The organism is Edwardsiella sp. EA181011, from assembly GCF_000800725.1.
Taxonomy (GTDB): Bacteria; Pseudomonadota; Gammaproteobacteria; order Enterobacterales; family Enterobacteriaceae; genus Edwardsiella; species Edwardsiella anguillarum.
The window spans coordinates 1,700,537-1,724,600 of record NZ_CP011364.1 but is presented as its reverse complement, the minus strand read 5'-3'; the positions used below and the strand labels follow the sequence as shown (position 1 = coordinate 1,724,600).

General features: G+C 59.3%; 21 protein-coding genes and 2 pseudogenes. 4 read left to right on the top strand and 19 right to left on the bottom strand.

Annotated elements, in window-relative coordinates:
• Positions 1–118: 118 nt before the first annotated feature.
• The 15 genes and pseudogenes from tolR to sdhC form a co-directional block, all read right to left on the bottom strand.
• The gene (tolR, locus tag QY76_RS07635; RefSeq protein WP_012849402.1) at positions 119–541 is read right to left on the bottom strand and encodes a colicin uptake protein TolR; all 423 of its coding nucleotides are present in this window, start codon (positions 539–541) and stop codon (positions 119–121) included.
• A gap of 12 nt (positions 542–553) precedes the next feature.
• Positions 554–1,237, bottom strand: coding sequence for a Tol-Pal system protein TolQ (gene tolQ / locus QY76_RS07630; RefSeq protein WP_034164221.1), 684 nt, complete (start codon positions 1,235–1,237; stop codon positions 554–556).
• Positions 1,234–1,629: a tol-pal system-associated acyl-CoA thioesterase gene (ybgC, locus tag QY76_RS07625; protein WP_034164220.1), complete on the bottom strand. Its 396-nt coding sequence runs from the start codon at positions 1,627–1,629 to the stop codon at positions 1,234–1,236. Before ybgC ends, tolQ begins: the two co-directional genes overlap by 4 nt.
• A gap of 249 nt (positions 1,630–1,878) precedes the next feature.
• Complete coding sequence (gene ybgE / locus QY76_RS07620) at positions 1,879–2,172, bottom strand: cyd operon protein YbgE (protein WP_034164274.1); 294 nt, start codon at positions 2,170–2,172, stop codon at positions 1,879–1,881.
• Positions 2,172–2,282: a cytochrome bd-I oxidase subunit CydX gene (gene cydX, locus QY76_RS17835; RefSeq protein WP_071844137.1), complete on the bottom strand. Its 111-nt coding sequence runs from the start codon at positions 2,280–2,282 to the stop codon at positions 2,172–2,174. The genes ybgE and cydX overlap by 1 nt, the downstream gene beginning before the upstream one ends.
• A gap of 19 nt (positions 2,283–2,301) precedes the next feature.
• Positions 2,302–3,441, bottom strand: coding sequence for a cytochrome d ubiquinol oxidase subunit II (gene cydB, locus QY76_RS07615; RefSeq protein ID WP_034164219.1), 1,140 nt, complete (start codon positions 3,439–3,441; stop codon positions 2,302–2,304).
• 15 nt (positions 3,442–3,456) lie between these two features.
• Entirely contained in the window at positions 3,457–5,019 is a 1,563-nt protein-coding gene (gene cydA, locus QY76_RS07610) for a cytochrome ubiquinol oxidase subunit I (protein WP_034164218.1), read from the bottom strand.
• 626 nt (positions 5,020–5,645) lie between these two features.
• Positions 5,646–6,518 carry a succinate--CoA ligase subunit alpha gene (gene sucD, locus QY76_RS07605; RefSeq protein ID WP_045427866.1) on the bottom strand — a complete coding sequence of 291 codons (873 nt, stop codon included), beginning with the start codon at positions 6,516–6,518 and terminating at the stop codon, positions 5,646–5,648.
• Positions 6,518–7,683: pseudogene (sucC, locus tag QY76_RS07600) on the bottom strand (ADP-forming succinate--CoA ligase subunit beta). Before sucC ends, sucD begins: the two are co-directional and overlap by 1 nt.
• An 86-nt stretch (positions 7,684–7,769) precedes the next feature.
• Complete coding sequence (odhB, locus tag QY76_RS07595) at positions 7,770–8,981, bottom strand: 2-oxoglutarate dehydrogenase complex dihydrolipoyllysine-residue succinyltransferase (protein WP_045427869.1); 1,212 nt, start codon at positions 8,979–8,981, stop codon at positions 7,770–7,772.
• 55 nt (positions 8,982–9,036) lie between these two features.
• Positions 9,037–11,844, bottom strand: coding sequence for a 2-oxoglutarate dehydrogenase E1 component (gene sucA / locus QY76_RS07590; RefSeq protein ID WP_034164214.1), 2,808 nt, complete (start codon positions 11,842–11,844; stop codon positions 9,037–9,039).
• A 262-nt stretch (positions 11,845–12,106) separates the two neighbouring features.
• Positions 12,107–12,823 carry a succinate dehydrogenase iron-sulfur subunit gene (locus QY76_RS07585; RefSeq protein WP_034164213.1) on the bottom strand — a complete coding sequence of 239 codons (717 nt, stop codon included), beginning with the start codon at positions 12,821–12,823 and terminating at the stop codon, positions 12,107–12,109.
• Positions 12,824–12,841: 18 nt separating this feature from the next.
• On the bottom strand, positions 12,842–14,608 hold the full coding sequence (gene sdhA, locus QY76_RS07580; RefSeq protein ID WP_034164212.1) for a succinate dehydrogenase flavoprotein subunit: 1,767 nt from the start codon (positions 14,606–14,608) through the stop codon (positions 12,842–12,844).
• Positions 14,609–14,956, bottom strand: a complete 348-nt coding sequence (gene sdhD, locus QY76_RS07575) for a succinate dehydrogenase membrane anchor subunit (protein WP_034164273.1) — start codon at positions 14,954–14,956, stop codon at positions 14,609–14,611.
• A complete protein-coding gene (gene sdhC, locus QY76_RS07570) occupies positions 14,950–15,339 on the bottom strand; it encodes a succinate dehydrogenase cytochrome b556 subunit (protein ID WP_034164272.1) in 390 nt (129 codons plus the stop codon). Before sdhC ends, sdhD begins: the two co-directional genes overlap by 7 nt.
• Before the next feature lie 632 nt (positions 15,340–15,971).
• Here sdhC and QY76_RS07565 point away from each other — a divergent pair.
• Positions 15,972–17,255, top strand: coding sequence for a citrate synthase (locus tag QY76_RS07565; protein WP_012849416.1), 1,284 nt, complete (start codon positions 15,972–15,974; stop codon positions 17,253–17,255).
• On the opposite strand, the gene nei is transcribed toward QY76_RS07565, so the two are convergent.
• Positions 17,252–18,103 carry an endonuclease VIII gene (gene nei / locus QY76_RS07560; protein WP_034164211.1) on the bottom strand — a complete coding sequence of 284 codons (852 nt, stop codon included), beginning with the start codon at positions 18,101–18,103 and terminating at the stop codon, positions 17,252–17,254. The genes QY76_RS07565 and nei overlap by 4 nt on opposite strands.
• A gap of 236 nt (positions 18,104–18,339) precedes the next feature.
• Here nei and QY76_RS07555 point away from each other — a divergent pair, with 236 nt between their 5' ends.
• From QY76_RS07555 to QY76_RS07545, 3 genes are all read left to right on the top strand, one after another.
• The gene (locus tag QY76_RS07555; RefSeq protein WP_034164210.1) at positions 18,340–18,876 is read left to right on the top strand and encodes a GNAT family N-acetyltransferase; all 537 of its coding nucleotides are present in this window, start codon (positions 18,340–18,342) and stop codon (positions 18,874–18,876) included.
• Positions 18,877–19,165: 289 nt separating this feature from the next.
• Positions 19,166–19,504, top strand: a complete 339-nt coding sequence (locus tag QY76_RS07550) for a zinc ribbon domain-containing protein YjdM (RefSeq protein ID WP_034164209.1) — start codon at positions 19,166–19,168, stop codon at positions 19,502–19,504.
• 761 nt (positions 19,505–20,265) lie between these two features.
• A complete protein-coding gene (locus tag QY76_RS07545; protein ID WP_034164208.1) occupies positions 20,266–20,985 on the top strand; it encodes a LuxR family transcriptional regulator in 720 nt (239 codons plus the stop codon).
• Here the strand turns inward: QY76_RS07545 and QY76_RS07540 are convergent.
• The 3 genes and pseudogenes from QY76_RS07540 to QY76_RS07530 form a co-directional block, all read right to left on the bottom strand.
• Complete coding sequence (locus QY76_RS07540) at positions 20,966–21,628, bottom strand: acyl-homoserine-lactone synthase (RefSeq protein WP_034164207.1); 663 nt, start codon at positions 21,626–21,628, stop codon at positions 20,966–20,968. The two genes, QY76_RS07545 and QY76_RS07540, sit on opposite strands and share 20 nt — an antisense overlap.
• A gap of 610 nt (positions 21,629–22,238) precedes the next feature.
• Entirely contained in the window at positions 22,239–22,982 is a 744-nt protein-coding gene (locus QY76_RS07535; RefSeq protein ID WP_034164206.1) for a type 2 GTP cyclohydrolase I, read from the bottom strand.
• A 56-nt stretch (positions 22,983–23,038) separates the two neighbouring features.
• A pseudogene (locus QY76_RS07530) lies at positions 23,039–24,044 on the bottom strand (MBL fold metallo-hydrolase).
• Positions 24,045–24,064 lie beyond the last annotated feature (20 nt).

The following is a 24,064-nucleotide window of genomic DNA, read 5'->3' as shown; positions in this document are numbered from 1 at the left end:
AACCGCTAGTCGCTTCCAAGATCCTGCCGTGCCGGGCCACTACCCGCCGCGCTGTAAAACAAAGACACGCAGCCCATACAGGCTGCATGTCTGCTTACGCTACGCGGCGGCGAATCCCTTAAATCGGCTGCGTCATCAGTCCCACGGAGGTGACTCCGGCCTGATGTAATAAATTGAGCGCCTTAATAATTTCATCGTACGGTACCTCTTTGGCTCCCCCGATCAGAAACACCGTTTTCGGGTCGGCCTTGAGCTGCGCCTGCGCCTCGGCGATCACCTGCTCCGGCGGCAGCTGCTCCATGCGGTTATGATCCACCACCACCGCATACTGCCCTACTCCGGAGACCTCCACGATCACCGGCGGGTGATCGTTGGTGCTGACGGTTTTCGACTCCGTCGCATCCGGCAAATCCACCTCAACGCTTTGCGTAATAATCGGCGCCGTCGCCATGAAGATCAGCACCAGCACCAACAGCACGTCGAGCAGCGGAACGATATTGATTTCCGACTTGAGATCGCGCCGTCCACCTAATCTTGCCATGCTATCCTCAACTTACTTGCCGTCAGCGGCAAAGGCCTGGCGGTGCAGAATAGCGATGAACTCTTCCATGAAGTTTTCATAGTTCTGCTCCAGCTTATTCACCCGTAGGCTGAGGCGGTTATAGGCCATCACGGCCGGGATCGCGGCGAACAGACCGATCGCCGTCGCGATCAGCGCTTCGGCGATACCCGGCGCCACCATCTGCAGCGTCGCCTGCTTCACGGCGCCCAGACCGATAAAGGCGTGCATAATCCCCCAAACGGTACCGAACAGGCCGATATAAGGGCTGATAGAACCGACGGTGCCCAGGAACGGAATGTGGTTCTCCATCGCCTCGATCTCCCGGTTGAGCGAAATGCGCATCGCGCGCGATGCCCCTTCGATCACCCCTTCCGGCGCATGGCTATTCATGCGGTGCAGGCGAGCAAACTCCTTAAATCCGGAGTAGAAGATCTGCTCGGAGCCACTCAGGGCATCGCGCCGGGTCTGGCTTTCCTGATACAGACGGGACAGCTCGATGCCGGACCAAAATTTATCCTCAAAAGCCTCGGCATCACGCGTAGCCGCATTCAGGATGCGAGTACGCTGGATAATGATCGCCCAGGAGGCAACCGAAAAGCATATCAATACCAGCATGATAAGCTTTACCAGCAGGCTTGCTTTCAGGAATAAATCCAGAATGTTCATGTCAGTCACTGCTTAAACTCCGCGACAATAGACTTTGGAAGCGCAATCGGCTTCATTAGATTTTGATCGATACATGCAATCAGCACATCGGCCCGGCTGAGAACCAGACCGTCAGAATTGACAATGCGCTGCGCAAACGTAAGGGAAGCCCCCCGCAGCGCGGAAATCTCGCTCTCCACCACCAACAGATCGTCCAGGCGGGCGGGAGCCAAATAGTCCACGGTCATGCGACGGACCGCAAAAGCGACATGCTCAGTCAGCAACTGTTGCTGACTAAAATGATGTTGACGCAGCATCTCCGTGCGCGCTCTTTCATAAAAGGCGATGTAGCGTGCGTGATAGACTACACCCCCGGCATCGGTGTCCTCAAAGTACACCCGTACCGGCCATTGGAATACCATATGACTCACTCTACATCCCAGTATAGCTAAACAACGCGGATACTATACGCAACTGAAATGGGGTTTGGAATGGGGGAGAAACCTGAGAGCTAAAATAATTATGGGTCGACGGATGACCCATAATGGAAGTGAACGATCACTGACTTATCGATAGGCGGACGGCGCTTGATGCGGACCCGCCTCCGCGCGTCTGATAGCGCCGTGCTCCGGGCGGCGTCGGCTGCCTCGTCCCGCTCGGCGGCCCCGATCTCAGCGGAAGAAGAACAGCAGTCCGGCGATCAGAAGGATCAGCGCCGGCAGCGGCGAAAAGAACCCGCGCCAGCGCAGACGGCGGGGACGGAATCCGACCCCGTGCACCACGCCGCTGCAGACGGCCCACATCAGCAGCAGCCCCTGCCAGATCGCCAGCGAACTGGTTTTCGCCGCAAAGCGGGTCGGATCCCAAAAGATACAGCCCGCCAGCGCCAGCGCCAGAATCAGGGAGAGGGCCCGCAGCGGGCCCTTATCCATCAGGCTATACAGCCTGTCTGCCAGTCCGGTCATCATTTACCGTCTTGTGCCGCCTTGCTCTCGCGATTCTCAATCGCCATCGCGGTGATGATAGCGAAAAAGCAGGCCATAAGCGTTCCCAAAATCCAGGCAAAATACCACATGCTTAAGCTCCCCAGCGGATCAGTACAGTGAGTGTTTATTGTCTTCGATAAAGTTTTTGTCCAGTCGGCCAAACATCTTGTAGTAGCACCACAGGGTGTACAGCAGCACGATAGGTACAAAAATGATCGCCACAATCGTCATCACCTTCAGCGTCAGCAGGCTGGAGGTGGCGTCCCACATGGTCAGGCTCATGTTCGGGTTGGTGATGGACGGCATCACGAACGGGAACATGGTCACACCGGCGGTCAGGATCACGCAGGCGATGGTCAGCGAGGAGAACAGGAATGCCCAGCCGCAGCGATCCAGACGGGAGGTCAGGATAGTCAGCAGCGGCAGCACCACGCCCAACGCCGGAATCAGCCACAGGATCGGATGCGCATCAAAGTTCACCAGCCAGGCGCCGGCCTGATGCGCCACCTCTTTATGCAGCGGGTTGGACGGCGCCGCATGGTCAAGAATCGAAGTCACCAGATAGCCATCGATCCCCTTCACCAGCCATACCCCAGCCAGCAGGAAGGCCACCATCATCACCAGCGCGCAGATCTGCGTCGTGGCGCGGGCGCGCAGGCGCAGTTCACCGGCGGTCTTCATCTGCAGATAGGCCGCCCCCTGCACCAGCAGCATGGTCAGGCTGACCACGCCGGCCAGCAGGGCAAACGGATTGAGCAGCTGGAAGAAGTTGCCGGTATAGAACAGGCGCAGATACTCATCGATATGGAACGGCACGCCCTGCAGCAGGTTACCGAACGCCACGCCAAAGACCAGCGCCGGCACGAAGCTACCGATGAAGATGCCCCAGTCCCACATGTTACGCCAGCGCGGATCGGCAATCTTAGAGCGGTAGTCAAAGCCCACCGGGCGGAAGAACAAGGCGGCCAGCACCAGGATCATCGCCACATAGAAGCCGGAGAAGGCGGCGGCGTATACCATCGGCCAGGCGGCAAACAGCGCGCCGCCCGCGGTGATCAGCCATACCTGGTTACCGTCCCAGTGCGGCGCGATGGCGTTAATCATCACCCGCCGCTCGGTATCGGTTTTACCGAGGATACGGGAGAGAATCCCGACCCCCATATCAAAACCATCGGTGATCGCAAATCCGATCAGCAGCACACCGACCAGCAGCCACCAGATAAAGCGCAATACTTCATATTCGAACATAGTGTGGACTCCTGTTTACCGTGCGTCTACCGCATTCGTCTGTTCAAAGTGATAGCGACCGGTCTTCAGGCTGCTCGGCCCCAGGCGGGCAAACTTGAACATCAGATACAGCTCAGCGACTAGGAACAGCGTATACAGACCGCAGATCAGAATGATCGAGAACCACAGATCACCTGTGGTCAGCGACGAGTTGGCGACCGCCGTCGGCAGCACATCGTTGATCGCCCACGGCTGACGGCCATACTCGGCCACGAACCAGCCCGCCTCACAGGCAATCCACGGCAACGGGATCCCCACCAGGGCCGCGCGCAGCAGCCAGCGCTTCTCGCCGATGCGCCCGCGCACTACGCTGTAGAACGACGCCAGGATCAGCAGCATCATCAGCACGCCGCAGCCGACCATGATACGGAAGGCAAAGTACAGCGGCGCCACCTCCGGAATGGAGTCTTTGGTTGCCTTGGCGATCTGCTCGTCGCTGGCCTGAGCTGGGTTATCGGTATAGCGCTTCAGCAGCAGACCGTAGCCCAAATCCTGCTTGCTGTGGTTAAAGGCATCGCGCACCGCCGGATCGGTATTGCCGGTGCGCAGCTCCTGCAGCAGCTGGTAGCTCTTCATCCCGTTACGGATGCGCCCCTCGTTCTCCTTCATCAGATCTTTCAGGCCGATGACCTGCTGATCGAGAGAGCGGGTGGCGATCAGGCCCAGCAGATAGGGGATCTCAATCGCGTAGCGGTTGCTCTCCGTCTGCTGATCCGGCAGGGCGATAAGGTTGAAGGAGGCCGGTGCCGGCTGGGTTTCCCACTCGGCCTCAATGGCCGCCAGCTTGGTCTTCTGCACGCTGCCCATCTCATAGCCAGACTCATCGCCCAGCAGGCTCACCGCGATCACCGACGCCATACCGAAGGCGGCGGCGATGGCGAACGAGCGCTTGGCAAAGGCGAAGTCACGGCCCTTCAGCAGATAGTAAGCGCTGATGCCCAGAATGAACATGGCGCCGGTGACGTAGCCGGCGGAGACGGTGTGCACAAACTTCACCTGGGCGACCGGGTTTAGCACCAGCTCGGAGAAGCTCAGCATCTCCATGCGCATGGTTTCAAAGTTAAAGTCGGAGGCGATCGGGTTCTGCATCCAGCCGTTGGCCACCAGGATCCACAGCGCGGAGAGGTTGGAACCCAGCGCGACCAGCCAGGTCACCATCATGTGCTGCACTTTGCCCAGGCGATCCCAGCCAAAGAAGAACAGCCCGACGAAGGTAGACTCAAGGAAGAACGCCATCAGCCCTTCGATGGCCAGCGGCGCACCGAAGATATCGCCGACGTAGTGAGAGTAGTACGACCAGTTGGTCCCGAACTGGAACTCCATGGTCAAACCGGTAGCGACCCCCAGGGCGAAGTTGATACCGAACAACTTACCCCAGAACTTGGTCATATCTTTATAGATTTGCTTGCCGGTCAGCACATATACCGTTTCCATGATGGCCAGCAAAAACGCCATCCCCAGCGTTAGCGGGACAAACAGGAAATGGTACATCGCCGTTAAGGCAAACTGTAAACGCGACAGTTCGACAATATCAAACATCTTGACTCCTTGCTCCTCGCAGGAAGACTCCGACTTGCGGCAACCCGGCTTCCGTTTTTACGGAAGTCACATAACAACCAGCAATGAATGCCCTTCACCCACAAATGCACCCTGTCCCAATTCTTAACGGCCTACGCTCTCCGCGGCAGCGCCGCTTTAGCAAGCATAGCGCAGAAAACGTTCGCGACTAAGAACCGAAAAAAGATAACAAATATAACAATAGGTCTGACCATGTATTACAGTCTGACAAATATTACCCTCACAGCCAGACACAATAAATCACTTTTTACGTGACGCTGCTTGGATTTCCATTGTTAGGTCAATATTTGCCTACATATACAGCGCTCGCGAATATTGATCTGTCGCAAGATTAACAAAAAATTACATTACAAGCATTATTTACAGCGCCAAATTAGATCAAAGAGCGCAAAATTCAATCAATTAGTGAGTGCGGTAAAATGTACGGATCATGTTAAATAATATAGAGAAAACTGTTTAACTATGAGTTGGAGTGATATATTCCGCCGTCGAGGATCCCTTTCCGGCGCGGTAATATTTCATTTGTCATCTATTAGGACAATAAAAAAGGCCACCCGCCGGTGGCCCGTATCGCGCGGCTCGCTGCGTCAGGCCAGAGCCCGCAGCGCAGCCTGACCGATATCGGCCAGGCTGCGCACCGTGACGACCCCTGCGGCCTCCAGGGCGGCAAACTTCTCATCCGCGGTGCCCTTGCCGCCGGCGATAATCGCCCCGGCATGGCCCATTCGCTTACCCTTGGGCGCCGTCACCCCGGCGATATAGCCGATCACCGGCTTGGTCACATGCGCCTTGATATAGGCCGCCGCCTCCTCCTCCGCGTTGCCGCCGATCTCGCCGATCATCACGATGGCCTCGGTCTGCGGGTCGGCCTGGAACAGCGCCAGAATGTCGATAAAGCTGGAGCCGGGGATCGGATCGCCGCCGATACCGACGCAGGTGGACTGCCCCAGCCCGACGTCGCTGGTCTGCTTCACCGCCTCGTAGGTCAATGTTCCCGAACGGGAAACGATCCCGATACGCCCCGGTTGGTGGATATGCCCCGGCATAATGCCGATCTTACAGGCGCCCGGCGTGATCACCCCCGGACAGTTCGGGCCGATCATCCGCACCCCAGGGCTCTGATCCAGCTTGGCCCGGATCACCAGCATATCCTGCGTCGGGATCCCCTCGGTAATACAGATAATCAGCGAAATACCGCCGTCTATCGCCTCCAGAATGGAGTCTTTACAGAACGGCGCAGGGACATAGATCACGCTGGCGTTGGCGCCGGTCGCCGAGACCGCCTCGTGCACGGTGTTGAATACCGGCAGGCCGAGATGCTCGCTGCCCCCCTTGCCCGGCGTTACCCCGCCCACCAGGCGGGTACCGTAGGCCAGCGCCTGCTCGGAGTGGAATGTCCCCTGGCTGCCGGTAAAGCCCTGGCAGATGACCCGGGTTTCATGATTGATCAGTATCGACATTATTTCCCCTCCACGGCGCTAACCACCTGGCGCGCGGCATCCGTCAGACTGGTGGCCGCAATGATGTTCAGGCCGCTGTCGGCCAGTATTCGGGTGCCCAGCTCAGCGTTATTGCCCTCCAGGCGCACCACCACCGGTACGTGAACGCCCACCTCCGCCACGGCGCCGATGATGCCGTCGGCGATCAGGTCGCAGCGTACGATGCCACCGAAAATATTGACCAGCACCGCCTTAACGTGCTCGTCGGACAGGATGATCTTAAACGCCTCCGTCACCCGCTCCTTGGTGGCGCCGCCGCCCACGTCCAGGAAGTTGGCCGGCGCGCCGCCGTGCAGCTTGACGATATCCATGGTGCCCATCGCCAGGCCGGCGCCGTTCACCATGCAGCCGATGTTGCCCTCCAGCGCGACGTAGTTCAGCTCCCACTGCGCCGCATGCGCCTCACGCGCATCGTTCTGCTCGGGATCCTCCATTTCGCGCAACGCCGGCTGGCGGAACAGGGCGTTGCTGTCGACGTCCAGCTTACCGTCCAGGCACAGCAGATCCCCCTGCGGGGTGATCACCAGCGGGTTGATCTCCGCCATGGTCAGATCGCACTGCAAAAACAGCGTCGCCAGCCCGATGAAAATCTGGCCAAACTGCTGCGCCTGCTTACCGCTCAGCCCCAGCTTAAACGCCAGCTCGCGCCCCTGATAGGGCTGCGGCCCGGTCAGCGGATCGAGCGCCACCCGGTGGATCAGGTGGGGCGTCTTTTGCGCCACCTGCTCAATCTCCACTCCCCCTCGGTCGACGCCATGAACACCACGCGCCGGGAGCTGCGATCGATCACCGCCCCCAGATACAGCTCGCGCGCGATCTCGGTCGCCCCCTCCACCAGAATCTGGCGCACCGGCTGCCCCTGGGCATCCGTCTGGTAGGTCACCAGCCGCTTACCCAGCCACTGTTCGGCGAAGGCGCGGATCGCCTCTTTACTCTCCACGCACTTCACGCCGCCCGCCTTACCCCGCCCGCCGGCGTGCACCTGGCACTTGACCACCCAGGGGCCGCTGCCGATTTTAGAGGCCGCCTCTTCCGCCTGACGCGGCGTACTGCAGGCGTACCCCACCGGCGTTGGCAGTCCATAGCGGGCAAACAGCTGTTTTGCCTGATATTCGTGTAAGTTCATGATGTTCTATCCCTATAGGGGCTGACTCTTACTGTTAGGAGCAGGCCCGCCGGCGCGGGCCTGTGCATAGCACGGATTACACGGAGTTACACATCCAGCAGCAGACGCGCCGGATCTTCCAGCATCTCTTTTACCGTCACCAGGAAGCCCACGGACTCACGCCCGTCAATCTGCCGGTGGTCATACGAGAGCGCCAGGTACATCATCGGCAGGATCACCACCTGGCCGTTGACCGCCATCGGGCGATCCTTAATGGCATGCATGCCCAAGATGGCGCTCTGCGGCGGGTTGATAATCGGCGTGGACATCAGGGAGCCGAATACGCCGCCGTTGGTAATGGTAAAGTTACCGCCGGTCAGCTCCTCCACCGTCAGCTTGCCGTCGCGCCCCTTCAGCGCCAGCGCCTTAATCTGTTTTTCGATGTCCGCCATGCTCAGGGTATCGACATCGCGGATCACCGGCGTCACCAGCCCGCGCGGCGTCGATACCGCAATGCTGATATCGAAGTAGTTGTGGTAGACCACCTCTTCGCCGTCAAGGGCGGCGTTCACCTCCGGATAGCGCTTCAACGCCTCCAATACCGCCTTGATATAAAAAGACATAAAGCCCAGGCGCACGCCGTGGCGTTTTTCAAACGCCTCGCCGTACTGGCTGCGCAGATCCATGATCGGCTTCATGTTCACTTCGTTAAAGGTGGTCAACATCGCGGTGCTGTTCTTCGCCTCCAGCAGGCGTTCGGCCACCCGCTTGCGCAGGCGGGTCATGGGCACCCGCTTCTCACGCTCCGCGCTCCGCGGTGCGGCGGCCTGAGACGGCGCGGCGACCGGCGCCACGCTCGGTTGCCCGGCCAGATGCCTGGTGACATCCTCTCGCGTCAGACGCCCGCCGACGCCGCTGCCCTGCAGCGATGACGGATCCACGCCGTGCTCGGCGACCAGACGGCGCACCGCAGGACTCAGGGCATCACTGCTGCCCGTCTCCAAAGCGGCGGTATGGCGCTCGGCTGGCGTCGTCTGCGCCGCCTGCGCACCTGCGCTAATCGTAACGCCGCTTACGTCGGCCGGACGCAGCCGCCCCAGCAGCTGACGCGCCGTTACCGTCGTGCCCTCCGGCTCCAGGATAGCCTCCAACACGCCGGCCTCCGCCGCCGGCACCTCCAGAACTACTTTGTCCGTCTCGATCTCGACGATGACCTCATCGCGGGCGATGCTGTCGCCCACCTGCTTATGCCAGGTGGCGACCGTGGCGTCGGCGACGGATTCAGGCAGATCGGGAACCAGAATTTCTACGCTGCTCATTGTTTATCCTTGTATTAATACGTGTCGCGAATACGGGCGGCAGCGCCCGCACCCTTTATTCCACATTCAGGGCATCGTCCACCAGCGCCTGCTGCTGCTCGCGGTGAACCGACAGATATCCCACCGCCGGCGAGGCCGACGCCGGACGGCCGGCGTAGCGCAGCACCGCGCCGAAAGGGATCACCTCACGGAAGTTATGCTGACTGCAGTACCAGGCCCCCTGATTGAGCGGCTCCTCCTGGCACCAGATAAAATCGCGCGCCTGGGTATAGGGCGCCAGCACCGCCTGCACCGCCTGATGAGGGAACGGGTAGAGCTGTTCGATGCGGATGATCGCCACGTTGTCCTGGCCATTCTTCCGCCGCTGCTCCAGCAGATCGTAGTACACCTTACCGGAGCACATCACCACCCGCTTCACCCGCAGGGCATCGAGGGGATCGATCTCCCCGATCGCCGGCTGGAAGCTGCCCTGCGCCAGATCCTCCAGCGAAGAGACCGCCAGCGGATGGCGCAGCAAGGACTTCGGCGACATCACCACCAGCGGGCGGCGCATGGCGCGCAGCGCCTGACGGCGCAGCATGTGGTAAACCTGCGCCGGCGTAGAGGGGATGCAGACCTGGATATTCTGCTGGGCGCACAGCTGCAGGTAACGCTCCAGGCGAGCGGAGGAGTGCTCCGGCCCCTGCCCCTCATAGCCGTGCGGCAGCAGCATGACCAAGCCGCACAGGCGTCCCCACTTCTGCTCGCCGGAGCTGATGAACTGATCGATAACCACCTGGGCCCCGTTGGCGAAATCACCGAACTGCGCCTCCCAGATCGTCAGGGTACGCGGCTCGGCGCTAGCGTAGCCATACTCAAAGGCCAGCACCGCCGCCTCGGACAGCACCGAGTCCCACACCTTAAAATCCCCCTGGCCGTTGTGCACGTTCTCCAGCGGCACATACACCGCGCCATCCCTTTGGCTGTGGATCACCGCGTGACGGTGGAAGAAGGTGCCGCGGCCGCAGTCCTCGCCGGAGATACGCACCGGAATGCCCTCATCCACCAGCGTGGCATAGGCCAAGTTTTCCGCCCCGCCCCAGTCGAAGGGGCGCTCGCCCTCGGCCATTTCGGCGCGATCGGCGTAGATTTTGGCTACCCGCGCCTGCATCTCTACCGCCTCCGGCACCCGGCTGATACTGCGCGCCAGATCCTGCAGGCGCTGCGGCGCCACCGCATGGGGATACGGCTCATCCCATTCGTGGTGCAGATAGGGATCCCAGGCTACGCTGTGCATGGTCATCGGGCGCCACTCCGCCACGACGCAGCCGCCGCCGTCCAGGGCATCGCGATAGAGGTTGACCATCTCGGTGGCGTCCTCCAGGGTGATCGCCCCCTGCTCCGTCAGGCGATCGGCGTACAGCTTGCGCGGCGTCGGGTGCTTTTTGATCTTCTGATACATCACCGGCTGGGTGGCGCTCGGCTCATCCGCCTCGTTATGGCCGTGGCGGCGGTAGCACACCAGATCGATAAAGACGTCGCGCTTAAAGCAGTTGCGGAAATCGAGCGCCAGCCGAGTGACAAAGGCCACCGCCTCCGGATCGTCGGCGTTGACGTGGAAGATCGGCGCCTGCACCATCTTGCCGATGTCGGTACAGTACTGAGTCGAGCGGGCATCCAGCGGGTTTGAGGTGGTAAAACCGATCTGGTTATTGATCACGATGCGCACCGTGCCGCCCACCTCATAGCCGCGCGCCTGGGACATGTTCAGCGTCTCCTGAACGATGCCCTGGCCGGCGACGGCCGCATCGCCGTGGATGGTGATAGGCAGCACGATGTCGCTGCGGGTGCGATCCAGGCGATCGCGGCGCGCGCGCACCGATCCCATCACCACCGGACTGACGATCTCCAGGTGCGACGGGTTAAAGGCCAGCGCCAGGTGCACCGGGCCGCCCTCCGTCTCCATATCCGACGAAAAGCCCATGTGGTACTTCACGTCGCCGGTGCCCAGATGATCCTTATGCTTGCCGGCAAACTCGTCAAATAGCTCGCCGGCGCTCTTGCCCAGGACGTTAATCAGCACATTCAGACGCCCGCGGTGCGCCATTCCCAGCACCACTTCACGGGTACCGTTGCGCCCGGCGTGGCGGATCAGCTCTTTCAGCATCGGGATCAGCGCATCGCCCCCCTCCAGCGAAAAGCGCTTGGCTCCCGGGAACTTGGCGCCCAGATAGCGCTCCAGCCCCTCGGCGGCGGTCAGCTCCTGCAGAAAGCGGCGCTTCTCCTGCGGGCTAAACGCTGGCTGCCCCATCACCGACTCCAGTCGCTGCTGTAGCCAGCGCTTCTCGTCGGTGTTGGTCAGGTGCATATATTCTGCGCCGATGGTGCCGCAGTAGGTCTGCTGCAGCGCCCGGTAGAGATCCGCCAGGCGCAGGGTATCGCTGCCGATGGCGAATGAGCCGACGTTAAAGGTTTCGTTGAAATCCTCCGGCGTCAGATGATGAAACGCCGGGTCGAGATCGGCGACCGGCTCCTGTTTCCACAGTCCGAGCGGATCGAGGTTGGCCTGCTGATGACCGCGGAAGCGAAAGGCATTGATCAGCTGCAGCACCTTCACCTGCTTGACGTCGGTCTGCGGATCGTTGAACGCGAGGCCGAAGCGCGTCGGATCTTTGGCCAGGCGGCGGAAGTACTCCCGGGTCTGGGAGTGCAGCTGATCCGGCGGCAGTCCATTAACCGGAAGTTGTTGAAAAAGGGTTTTCCAGCTCCCCTCCACTGAATCGGGGTCGGTCAAATAGTCCTCATACAGTTGCTCTATGTATGACTGGTTCGCGCCCGCCAGATAGGAGGAATCCAGCCAGGCCTTCATGGTGCCGTTCTGCATTGTGATCCCTTAAGCTCGTAAAGCCTGTTATTCGCCGTGGTGAATATCTTATTTTTAACAGATATTCTTGTATTAACTGAATGTTATTAAAAAAAATTATCGAGATGGCCAGCGCGGGCGTCACCCGGTGATAACCCCGCTGACATTCTGAGCGCCTCTGTGGGCGCCTTCTCGCTTTCCTGGCGCTCCCCGTCGCGACAGACCGAGAGAGCGCGAGACCATTATCCGGCGTATCGCGCGGAATTCTATGCTTTTATGCCCCTCAGGCTCCGCGCTGCAGCAGCATGGATTTAATGTGACCAATCGCGCGCGTCGGGTTTAGCCCCTTCGGGCATACGCTGACACAGTTCATGATGCCGTGGCAGCGGAATACGCTGAAAGCGTCGTCCAGCGCGTCGAGGCGCGGCGCCGTCGCCGTGTCGCGGCTATCGATCAGGAAGCGGTAGGCCGCCAGCAGCCCGGAGGGACCGACAAACTTGTCCGGGTTCCACCAGAAGGATGGGCAGGCGGTAGAGCAGCAGGCGCACAGGATGCACTCATACAGCCCGTCCAGCCTGGCGCGCTCCTCCGGCGACTGCAGATGCTCGCGCGCCGGCGGCGTTCGGCCATCGTTAATCAGGTAGGGCTTGATCTTTTCGTACTGGGCATAAAACTGGCCCATGTCCACCACCAGATCGCGCACCACCGGCAGCCCCGGCAGCGGGCGAATGACGATTTTCTTTCCCCCCCGGCGCAGGGCCGAGAGCGGGGTGATGCAGGCCAGACCATTCTGGCCGTTCATGTTGACCCCATCCGAACCGCACACTCCCTCGCGGCAGGAACGGCGAAAGGCCAGGGTCGGATCCTGCTCTTTCAGCTGGATCAGCGCATCCAGCAGCATCATGTCACGCCCCTCTTCCGCCTCCAGGGTATAATCCTGCATGCGCGGCGCGCTATCCACGTCCGGGTTGTAACGGTAAATAGAAAATTCGAGTTTCATTACCTGCTCCTCGGCAAATCAGTAAGTACGCACCTTCGGCGGGAAGGCCGCGCGCAGCCGGGGCTGCATGTTGACGCGGCGTTGCACCATGCTCTCACTCTCCGGCAGGTACAGGGTATGGCACAGCCAGTTGGCGTCATCGCGCTCCGGGAAGTCAAAGCGGCTGTGTGCCCCGCGGCTTTCTGTGCGGTAGTTGGCGGCCATCGCGGTGGCGAAGGCCGTCGCCATCAGGTTGTCCAGCTCCAGACACTCGATGCGCTGGGTATTAAATTCACTGGAGGTATCGTCCAGACGGGCGTGATCCAGGCGCTCGCGGATCGTCTTCAGCTCGGCCAGCCCCTGCGCCATCGCCTCGCCTTCGCGGAATACCGAGAAGTTATGCTGCATACAGGACTGCAGATCTTTGCGGATCTGCACCGGATCCTCTCCGTTACGGGTGCCGTTCCAGCGCTCAAGCCGCGCCAGGCTGGCCTCGACGTCTGACTCGCCGGCGTCGCGCAGCGGCCCCTGCTCACGCAGACTCTCCTCCAAATGCAGGCCGGCCGAGCGGCCAAACACCACCAGATCCAGCAGCGAGTTGCCGCCCAGCCGGTTGGCGCCGTGTACCGAAACACAGGCGATCTCACCGACGGCGAACAGCCCGGGGATCACCCGGTCGGCGCCGCTGGCGTCCAGGGTCAGCGCCTGTCCGCTGATGCGGGTCGGAATCCCCCCCATCATGTAGTGGCAGGTCGGGATCACCGGTATCGGTTCCTTGACCGGATCGACGTGGGCAAAGGTGCGCGACAGCTCCAGGATCCCCGGCAGGCGGGACTCCAGCACCTCTTTCCCCAGGTGGTCAAGCTTCAGCTTAGCGTGAGGCCCCCAGGGGCCATCGCAGCCGCGCCCTTCGCGGATCTCTATCATGATCGATCGCGCCACCACGTCGCGGCCGGCCAGATCCTTGGCGTTGGGCGCATAGCGCTCCATAAAGCGCTCGCCGTGCTTGTTTAGCAGGTAGCCCCCTTCGCCGCGGCAGCCTTCGGTCACCAGCACGCCGGCGCCGGCGATCCCGGTCGGGTGAAACTGCCACATCTCCATGTCCTGCAGCGGCACCCCGGCGCGCAGCGCCATGCCGACGCCGTCGCCGGTGTTGATGTGGGCGTTGGTGGTCGACTGATAGATGCGTCCGGCGCCGCCGGTGGCCAGAATGGTGGCACGCGCCTTGAAGTAGACCACCTCGCCGCTCTCAATGCACAGCGCCGTACAGCCGACGATGGCGCCATCCTGATTCTTCACCAGATCCAGCGCGTACCACTCGGAGAAGATCGTGGTGTGATTCTTCAGATTCTGTTGATACAGGGTATGCAGCAGCGCATGACCGGTGCGATCCGCCGCCGCCGCGGTGCGCGCGGCCTGCTCCCCGCCAAAGTTCTTCGACTGGCCGCCAAACGGCCGCTGGTAGATGCGTCCATCCTCCAGGCGTGAAAACGGCAGCCCCATGTGCTCCAGCTCCAGCACGGCATCCGGGCCGGTTTTGCACATATATTCAATCGCGTCCTGATCGCCGATATAGTCTGACCCCTTCACGGTGTCATACATGTGCCATTCCCAGTTGTCTTCATGGGTATTGCCCAGCGCGACGGTGATCCCGCCCTGGGCCGAAACGGTGTGGGAGCGGGTCGGAAACACTTTGGACAGCAGTGCGCAGCGAAACCCCGCCTGAGAAATCTGCAGCGCCGCGCGCATCCCTGCTCCACCGGCGCCGATCACGACGGCGTCGAACTCTCTGACTGGCAGCTTCATCTATATCCCCCACACAACCAATGTTCCGTAAACCAGATAGATCACCAGGACCACCACGATCGCCAGCTGCAGCACCAGACGCAGCGCCAGCGGCTTGACGTAGTCGGTCAGCACCTGCCACATCCCAATCCAGGCGTGGATCAGGATGCACAGCAGGGTCAGCAGGGTAAACACCTGGGTGATCCGCGAAGAGAAGAAATCAAGCCACAGCGTATAGTTGAGCGGGCCTGCGCCGGCCACGAAGGCCAGCAGATAGATAACGTACAGCGTGATGATGATGGCGGATGCGCGCAGCAGCAGCCAATCCTGAATACCGTTGCGCCCCAGCGCCGATGCGTTGCTTACCATACCCATACCCCCGCGCAGACGGAGAGCAGCACGGTCGCGGCAAACGCCAGCTGCGCCGAGCGGCACCCCACGCTAAAGCTCTCCTCGAGATAACCAAAGTCCATCAGCAGGTGACGGATCCCGCCGCAGAGGTGATAGGCCAGCGCCGTCAGGATGCCCCACAGCACCAGCCTGGCCAGCGCGCTATTCAGCAGCGCCGCGGCCTGTGCAAACCCGTCGGCGGAGGAGAGGGAGAGGCCGAGCAGCCACAGTAGAATGCCGATAGCGATGAAGACGGCGACGCCGCTGACGCGGTGCAAGATTGACGCAATCGCGGTAACAGGAAAGCGGATTGTTGGCAAATCCAGATTGACAGGTCTTTGTTTTTTCACAATTTTGCCCACATAGCTCTTATTATTTTCCTCCTCCGGACCTGGGGCGGTATCAAGCAGCGGCGCAAATCCCACGGGGCTGACGCAGCGGGCCGGCGGCGGGCGGGCCTGACTGCAACGGGGGGTTTGCTGCTGGGTGCTCCACGGCAGGTGCTCTCACCCGAGGGTAAGTCCCGGAGACCTGGCGGCAGTATAGGGTCGATACAAATTGATTACAATTACAACACAAAATGATTAATAACATTTAACTGGAACAGTGACAGCGGTCACGCATTCACCAGAGGTTAATAAATAAACTGGATTTACAGACAAAACCGTAACATTTTAGCAACAATGAAAGGATTAAAACTGTGCACTATGATTAGATGTTGCCCACGCGGCGTTCCTATGAGAAAACGTTAGGCGGTCGATCGGGAAACCCTTTTCCATACCGTCAACATAATAATCATAATCAGCGCGCAGTTTTGGAAGCATATTTTTAACAACGAGTAACGGCAACAGCGTGGCTATCGTGACAGAGGCTGACCCCGCAGGGTCTGACGCCGCAGGGCCGGATGCCGATCATCACATGCCAGGAAAGCTTACCGCGCTGCACCCTGTGCATCGTTAATGAGTCTAAAAATAGCAGTACCCAAGGAGGCTGTATGGCAGAGAAGAAAGCAACGCTGACGGTGGGCGCAGAGCATATAGAGCTCGATGTCCTCGCGGGGACGTTAGGAAATGAAGAGATCGATATTCGCAAGCTGGGTAGCCAGGGCTACTTCACCTTTGACCCGGGATTCACCTCCACGGCCTCCTGCGAATCCAAAATTACCTATATTGACGGCGATGAGGGGATCCTGCTGCACCGCGGCTATCCCATCGACCAGCTGGCTAAAAACTCATCTTTTCTAGAGGTGTGCTACATTCTGCTGTACGGCGAGGCGCCTGAGCAGGCGGAATACGATGTCTTCAAGAGCACCGTCACCCGCCACACCATGATCCACGAGCAGATCACCCGTCTGCTGCAGGGATTCCGCCGCGACTCTCACCCGATGGCCGTCATGTGCGGCGTTACCGGTGCGCTGGCCGCGTTTTACCATGACTCGCTGGACATCAGCAACGAGCGCCACCGAGAGATCGCCGCATTCCGCCTGCTCTCCAAGATGCCGACCGTCGCGGCCATGTGCTACAAATACTCGCTGGGACAGCCCTTTATCTACCCGCAGAATAACCTCTCCTACGCCGGCAACTTCCTGCGTATGATGTTCGCGACGCCGTGCGAAGAGTACGTGGTCAACCCGGTGCTGGAGCGCGCGATGGATCGCATCCTGATCCTGCACGCCGACCACGAGCAGAATGCCTCCACCTCGACCGTGCGCACCGCCGGCTCCTCCGGCGCCAACCCCTTCGCCTGCATCGCCGCCGGTATCGCCTCGCTGTGGGGACCCGCCCACGGCGGCGCCAACGAGGCCTGCCTGAAGATGCTGGAAGAGATCCGCAGCGTGGAGCACATTCCGGCCTTTATCAAGCGCGCCAAGGATAAGAATGATGCGTTCCGTCTGATGGGCTTTGGACACCGGGTCTATAAAAACTACGATCCGCGCGCCACCGTGATGCGCGAAACCTGCCATGAGGTGCTCAATGAGCTGGGTATGAATGACGATCTGCTGGAGGTGGCCCTGGAGCTGGAGCACATCGCGCTGAACGATCCCTACTTCATCGAGAAAAAGCTCTACCCCAACGTCGACTTCTACTCCGGCATCATCCTGAAGGCCATGGGGATCCCCTCCAGCATGTTCACCGTCATCTTCGCCATCGCGCGCACCGTCGGCTGGATAGCCCACTGGAATGAAATGCACGAGGACGGCCTGAAGATCGCCCGCCCACGCCAGCTGTATACCGGCTATACGCGCCGCGACTTCAGCTCACGGCTGGATCAGCGTTAATCGTCCTCCCGGCGGGAACGACGCCCGCCGGTTTCTCCTTCCTGCGTCTCTTCCAGCCCCTCCTGGCAGCGCGGACAGCCGTAAAACGGACGCGACGCCGCCTGCGCGCGGATGAGCGTCGTCCCGCAGCGTTCACATGCCTCCCCCGCGCGATGAAATACCCGAAAGCGGAACAGCGCCCCGTGGTGATGCCCCTCGTCGGCCTGACCACGCGTGGCATAGGAGAGACGCGGCAGCGCCAGCAGCGCATGGCAGAGCGATGTCAGCTGCGCCGGACTCAGCTCCGTCGCCCGCCGCTGCGGCGACAGCCCCACCTGCCACAGGATCTCCACCCGCAGGTAGTTCCCCAGTCCGGCCAGAAAGCGCTGATCCAGCAGCAGCCCCCCCAGCTGGCGGCGGCGAAACGCCGGCGAGCACAGACGCTCGCGTACCTGCGCCTCCGTTAGGGCGGGATCCAGCACGTCGGGGCCGATGCGCAGTAAAAAGGGGTGGCGGAGGATCTGCGCCCGCGGCGCCAGCTGAATATCAGAGGCGCTGTAGAGCAGGATAGCCCGCTCGGCGGTCTCCAGGCGCACACGCAGCGAGCGCGGCGTCGGCGGCGTCTCGCCGGCGGCGGCCACCCGCCAGACGCCGTACAGCTGATTGTGACTGTACATACTCATGCCGCTGGAGAAGTGGATCAGCAGCGCTTTGCCGCGCGTCTCGATCGCCGTAATCTGACAGCCCACCAGTCCGGCGGCGTGGCGCTGCAGCGACGGCGCGCCAAACCAGACCTGGGTCAGCGTCTCTCCCCCGACCGCGGCGCGCAGCCCATCTGCCGCCCGGCGAATTTCTGGTCCCTCCGGCATATATGCCCCCTGATGATGTATGTTTGGCAACGTGGCCGAAAATGGATATCCCCAGCCCTGCGCAGGCGTGAGCCTCCTACCGCTACGCCGCGGAGTCGGGTATACCTAAGTGGCGGCGCGACGGCCGTTTTCAACCCCGTCGCACGGCAGCGCCTTTTGGCTGCCCCGATGCCGCCGACAAGCGCTATACTGACAGGCCGACGGCGCGCCCAGGGTGCGCCCATACAGGAGCTTCCATGTATCACACCGCCCTGCAGGCCGGCCCCGATCTGGCGCTGATCCCAGCGCACCCGCGCTTTGCCCGCGCCCTCTTCACGCTGGTCGACAACAACCGCGATCACCTCACCCGCTTTATGCCCTGGCCCCACAGTATGGTGCATATCGATAACACGCTGCAGACCCTGCGTGCCCAGGCCGATGCCCACCGAGCGGGAAGCGCGCGCCACTATGTCATTGTTTACCGCCAGCGCTGCATCGGGCTGATCTCCCTTAACAGCATCGATCGCGAACGCCGCTGCGCGCCGATCGGCTACTGGATCGATCGAGCCCATCAGGGAAAAGGGCTCATCTCCACCGCCCTGCAGGCCCTGATGTACCACTGCGTGGCGCAGGGCCTGGTCACCCGCTTTGTCATTCAGTGCATGGTCATCAACCAACGCAGCAACGCCGTCGCCCTGCGCAACGGCTTCACGCTGGTCGAGACGCGCCGCCGCAGCGAGGAGCTTGACGGCGTACGCTACGATCAAAATATCTACCTGCGGCGCTTTGACTGATCAGGAAGCAGCATATTTCAGTGTAATGAAGTGAAAAGCAAACATTTCCACGACAATCTGCAGAAGACAAAAACAATATATTGATTTTAATGCTAAAAAATACAAATCATCGCCATAAAAACAGATGTTTACCTGCCCTACACGAGGGGGATAAAAAGATTTTTTAACAAAAATAATGATAGATGGATTATAATACGGGCGTATTGTTTGTTTTCACTTCTTTTCACCGCCCGGCGCTCCTGTCACTCAGGGCCCTTCCCGGCGGTTTTTACTTTTGCGAGGCCATAACATGCAACTGCCACACTGCCCGAAGTGCCATTCTGAATACACCTATCAGGACAATGATATGTATGTCTGCCCAGAGTGCGCCTATGAGTGGAATGACGCCGCCGCCGAGAGCGCGGAAGAGGAGACCCTGATCGTCAAAGACGCCAACGGCAACCTGCTGGCGGACGGCGACAGCGTCACCGTGATCAAAGATCTGAAGGTCAAGGGCAGCTCCTCAATGCTGAAGATCGGCACGAAGGTCAAAAACATTCGCCTGGTCGAAGGCGATCATAACATCGATTGCAAAATCGACGGCTTTGGCCCGATGAAGCTCAAGTCAGAATTCGTCAAAAAGAACTGATTCGCTCCCGCGGCGAATAGCGGGCGATAATACCATTAGTAGACAATTAAATAAGATCATTCGTAAATGAATGATCTTTTTTAGTACTGAATTAATAAAAACATGATTTTTTACTATTCATTTACATCAAAGATGCAATATTTCATGGTAAATAACATGCAAATCATTCGCTGACTTTGGTGACGAAAGCCGACGCTTTTATTATTAAAGTCTTTTAATATCAAACACTAATAATAATTATGCTCTAAAAACGATCAGTAACAAAGGGGATAATCGCGGCTTTTTTTCTGTTATTTTGTAAATTACAGAAAAAAAATAGCAAGGGGTCTATATTCCGCAGAAATTTTTATGTAAGCTATCCATGACAGTACGGAGCGGAAGCAGAATGAGGATATATTCCGTCTGTTTGAATATATATGCGTAGGGCAGGTTGCAATACGCAGTGAGTCAATCAGGTGTACCTTCTCTATTTATATGACACGGAAAGTATCAGCCTGATTGCGTCGTATTCCCTGGTGTTGGCCGAAATTGGCAACCTGATTCAGCGATGAATCAGGTTTTTTTTTACCTTTTCGGCCTGGTTGTAATTCTATTGACATCTGCCGATAGCGTCTAGTTAGACTAAGGTATAGCTATCATGCGGATACCCCTCTGTTGGCTATGTAAAATTCCCGTTGACACGTAAGATAGAGGATGTAATTAACAGCGGAACGTATTACTGTATATCTTTCGCGATAAGGTGATTGAGAGAAGAAACGAGCGTGTTTGCTGATAATGAGAGCCTGACAAGAGAGATCAAGCAATTTATCGATCGGTCACTGGTCGCTTACGGCCACACTCAGTTTGCTTATTTATTGCTCAACAAGAAAAATCCATCGGACATTATCATCATCTCCAATTACCCAGATGAATGGGTGACGCTGTATAAAGAGCACCATTATCAGCACATCGATCCGGTGGTGATCTCCGCCCTGCGCCGAGTATCCCCCTTCCTGTGGGATGAGAAGATCACCGTCAACTCGAAGCTGAACCTCTCGAAAATTTTTAATCTTTCCAAGAAATACCAGGTGAGCAGAGGCTACACCTTTGTACTGCATGATGCAGATAATCAGCTGGCGATGCTTTCACTGATGGTCGACGATCGTGGACTGGCGGAGATTGAGCGCAGCAGAGGCGTCCTGCAAATGCTGCTGATCGATGCCCATGAGCGCTTTATGAATGGCCAGCGCCAAATTACCGCACAGCACTACTACAGTAAAAAAGAGCCAATAGAGAACATTTTCTCCACACGTGAGAATGAAATTCTGTACTGGGCTAGCATGGGGAAAACCTACCAAGAAATTGCGCTGATCCTCGGCATTAAAACCGGCACCGTCAAGTTTCACATTGGCAACGTGGTCAAAAAGCTGGGGGTATTAAACGCCAAGCACGCGATCCGGCTTGGCGTTGAGCTGCAGCTGATTAAGCCGATTGAGGGCTGAGCGTATCGGCCTTCAGCACCAGAGGCCAACTCTGCAGGGCCTCCTCATCAAAAGGCTGATCCTGATTAATTCGCTCCATCAGCAGACGCTGGTTGGCCGCATCCGTCGGCAAATAGACTAGATAGATATCCTGCGCCTTCTCCGACACGCCGCGCTCGACTACGGTAATATTCCAGCCGGAGCGGGTCAAAATCCGCAGCATCGAATGGCTAACAATCGTATAAATACCACGGTGACCAGAGGCCATCGTATAGTTAATCATGGCGAGAAACAGGAGATGACACAGCGGATATTGATTGCCCAGCAGAGTGCGGGCGCGACGCTTATCGACAAAGAAGCGGCTGGATTCAAAAAACTGGCTGCTGGCCGGGATCTCGCCTTTCTCAAAGTAGCGGAAAAACGTGCCGACAATCATGTTGTGATGACAGGTTTCAATTAAGCGTACGCTGCACACCACATCGTTATCCTTCACCCCCAGCAGATAGGTTGTATGCTCGCTGTCATACTCATCGAACTCCATCCCATCGCTGCAGGTTACCGCCCAATTGAGCCGATCCTTAAACGTCCCCTTACGCAGGGAAAATAGCTCTGTTGATGTCGTTCTTGACAGAGACTGGTAGTCAACATCAAAAATCTCAAACATTTTCTGTCCTTTAACGCCCCGCCTGTGTACACACCCACCACGTAACTCAGCGTAAGCCAAACGGTGCCTTACCCTACGCTGACGCGTGCCACTACAATCCTATATTTCATTTACTAAGAAAATATCCGAATACAATCCAGCAGAGCGATTAACTCCGCCGTGAATCCATGTTATTGACCATAACATAATAACCCCGTCCAATATACTGAGATTTTAGCATCTGCGACGCTAAGTAAGGTAGAACGCGCGGTGGTAGTGCGTTCGTCTGACGGAGGAAAATAAACACTTTTCTGTTTATCGACAGGAGGTTAAGTGGGCTACAGATTCTTCGGATTATGCTTCAGCGTCAGTTGAAATGCAACTGCGAGACGCTAGGAATAACCTAACGTCATACGCGCAATCATTGGGAAAATAATAACTCTCATAATCTTATTTTTATCATACTGAGATACCCTCAGGCGCCCTCTCAGCCTGCATCCGGCGATCGGTCAGCGCCGTTTAGGCTAATGACGGAATATCGCGACCGATTATATTAGGGCAGCGCGCCATGGTATTGGTTTGGTATTATGACGGCACTCACGCGGCGGGAAGCGCCCGCCGCGCCGCCCGGCTATGCGGGATTGGCGATATCGATAAAGGTGACGTCCAGCGCATGCTCTCGGGCCAACCACTCCCCCAGCGCCCGAACGCCGTCGCGCTCGGTGGCGTGATGGCCGGCGGCAAAGAAGTGAATGCCCATCTCGCGGGCAACGTGAATCGTCTGCTCGGACACCTCACCGCTGATAAACGCATCGACGCCAAAGGTCGCCGCCTGCTCAATAAATCCCTGCCCACCGCCGCTGCACCAGGCCACGCGCCGGATCAGCGCGGGCCCGCTATCGCCGCAGTGCAGAACGCCGTGGTGCAGCTTACGCTCCAGACGTCCCGCCAGCTCTCCGGCGCTGCAGGGGCTCTCCAGCTCGCCATAGGGCAACAGCGGCGCAATCAGCCCATGCGGAGCGATCTTTAGCCTCCGCGCCAGCTGGGCGTTATTGCCCAGCTCGGGATGGGCATCCAGCGGCAGATGATAGGCGTATAGATTGATGTCGTTAGCCAGCAGCGTTTTCAGGCGCTGCCGCCGCATCCCGCGTACCGTCGGGGCCTCGCTCTTCCAAAAGTATCCGTGGTGAACCAGCACCGCATCGGCCTCGGCCGCCACGGCGGCATCCAGCAGCGCCTGACAGGCGGTCACGCCGGTAACGATACGCCGCACCTCGCGACGCCCCTCCACCTGCAGGCCGTTGGGGGCGTAATCCTGCATACTGTCTACGTCGAGCAACCGGTTAATCCGCTGCTCCAAAACCAAATTATCCATGGGGTCTCCCGGGCAGTTCGCCTGCCGCCGTCATCGATCGTACTGCGGATAATACGCTACTCATCCCCTCCGGCAAACCGCGTCCGCTCCCCCTGGCGCAGATGGCGAAACGCCACGCCGCTGCGGTTCCCGGCCGCCAGCTGCGCCATGATCTGCTGCTCCGCCGCGGCGCCGGCCCGCAGCGACGGCTTGATATGCGATATCACCACCGGCAGACCCGCCAGCGCCGCCGTGCCACCGCTGTAGCGGGACAGATTGATCATCTCCTGGTTCAGCAGCGCCGGGGTTAGGTGCCCAAACAGCCGCGTCTCGGGCACCTCGTCGCTGAAGGAGGTCTCAATGATGATCCCCTTTAGCGCCCGGCTGGCCACCAGCGGCCCCAGCCGGCGCCAGATGTGATCCAAGCGCTGGCTGTTCTCTATCCGATCGGCGCCGGTATCGCCAAAGTACGCCACGTACTCCCCCTCTCGCTCCAGCAGGATCATCGACGACGTCTCTCCGCCGTGGCTGAGCGGGTAGACCACCCCGCGCAGACCGCTGACGCCCAGCGTAAAGCGCTGCCCCGGGCGGACGCTGTGGATCCGGTAGGTACCCAGCCGCTGCCCTTGCCCGGCATCGCTGAAGTTCGGCCAGCTCTTCCAGTTAAAATAGTGATTGCGCAGGGTATCGGCGCTGTCCGCCAGGGTGTAGATCGGCTTATGGCTATCCTCCGGCGCCGCCAGCAGCAGGCCGGCGACGTGATCCAGGTGGGGATGGCTGATGAAGTAGGCGGCAATGAGCTCTCTCAGCACATAGCCCTGCGGCGTCCAGGGCGCGGCGCGCGCGGCGCTCACCGTCGGAAACGCCCCCCAGCTCAAGCGCCCGGGCGATCCCCGGCAGGGTGGTGCCGGCGTCCAGCGCAACATAGCGCGCATCGCGCTCATGGCGGATAAGATAGGCGTTCAGGTTATCGCCGTTCAGCCCGCCGCCGCTGCCCAACGCCACCAGTTCAAAGGCGGCCTGCGCGGGGCACATCGCCAGCCCGCACAGCAGCGCGCCACCGGCCACCCATCTGCGCCACATCCTCTGCATCATCTGCCACT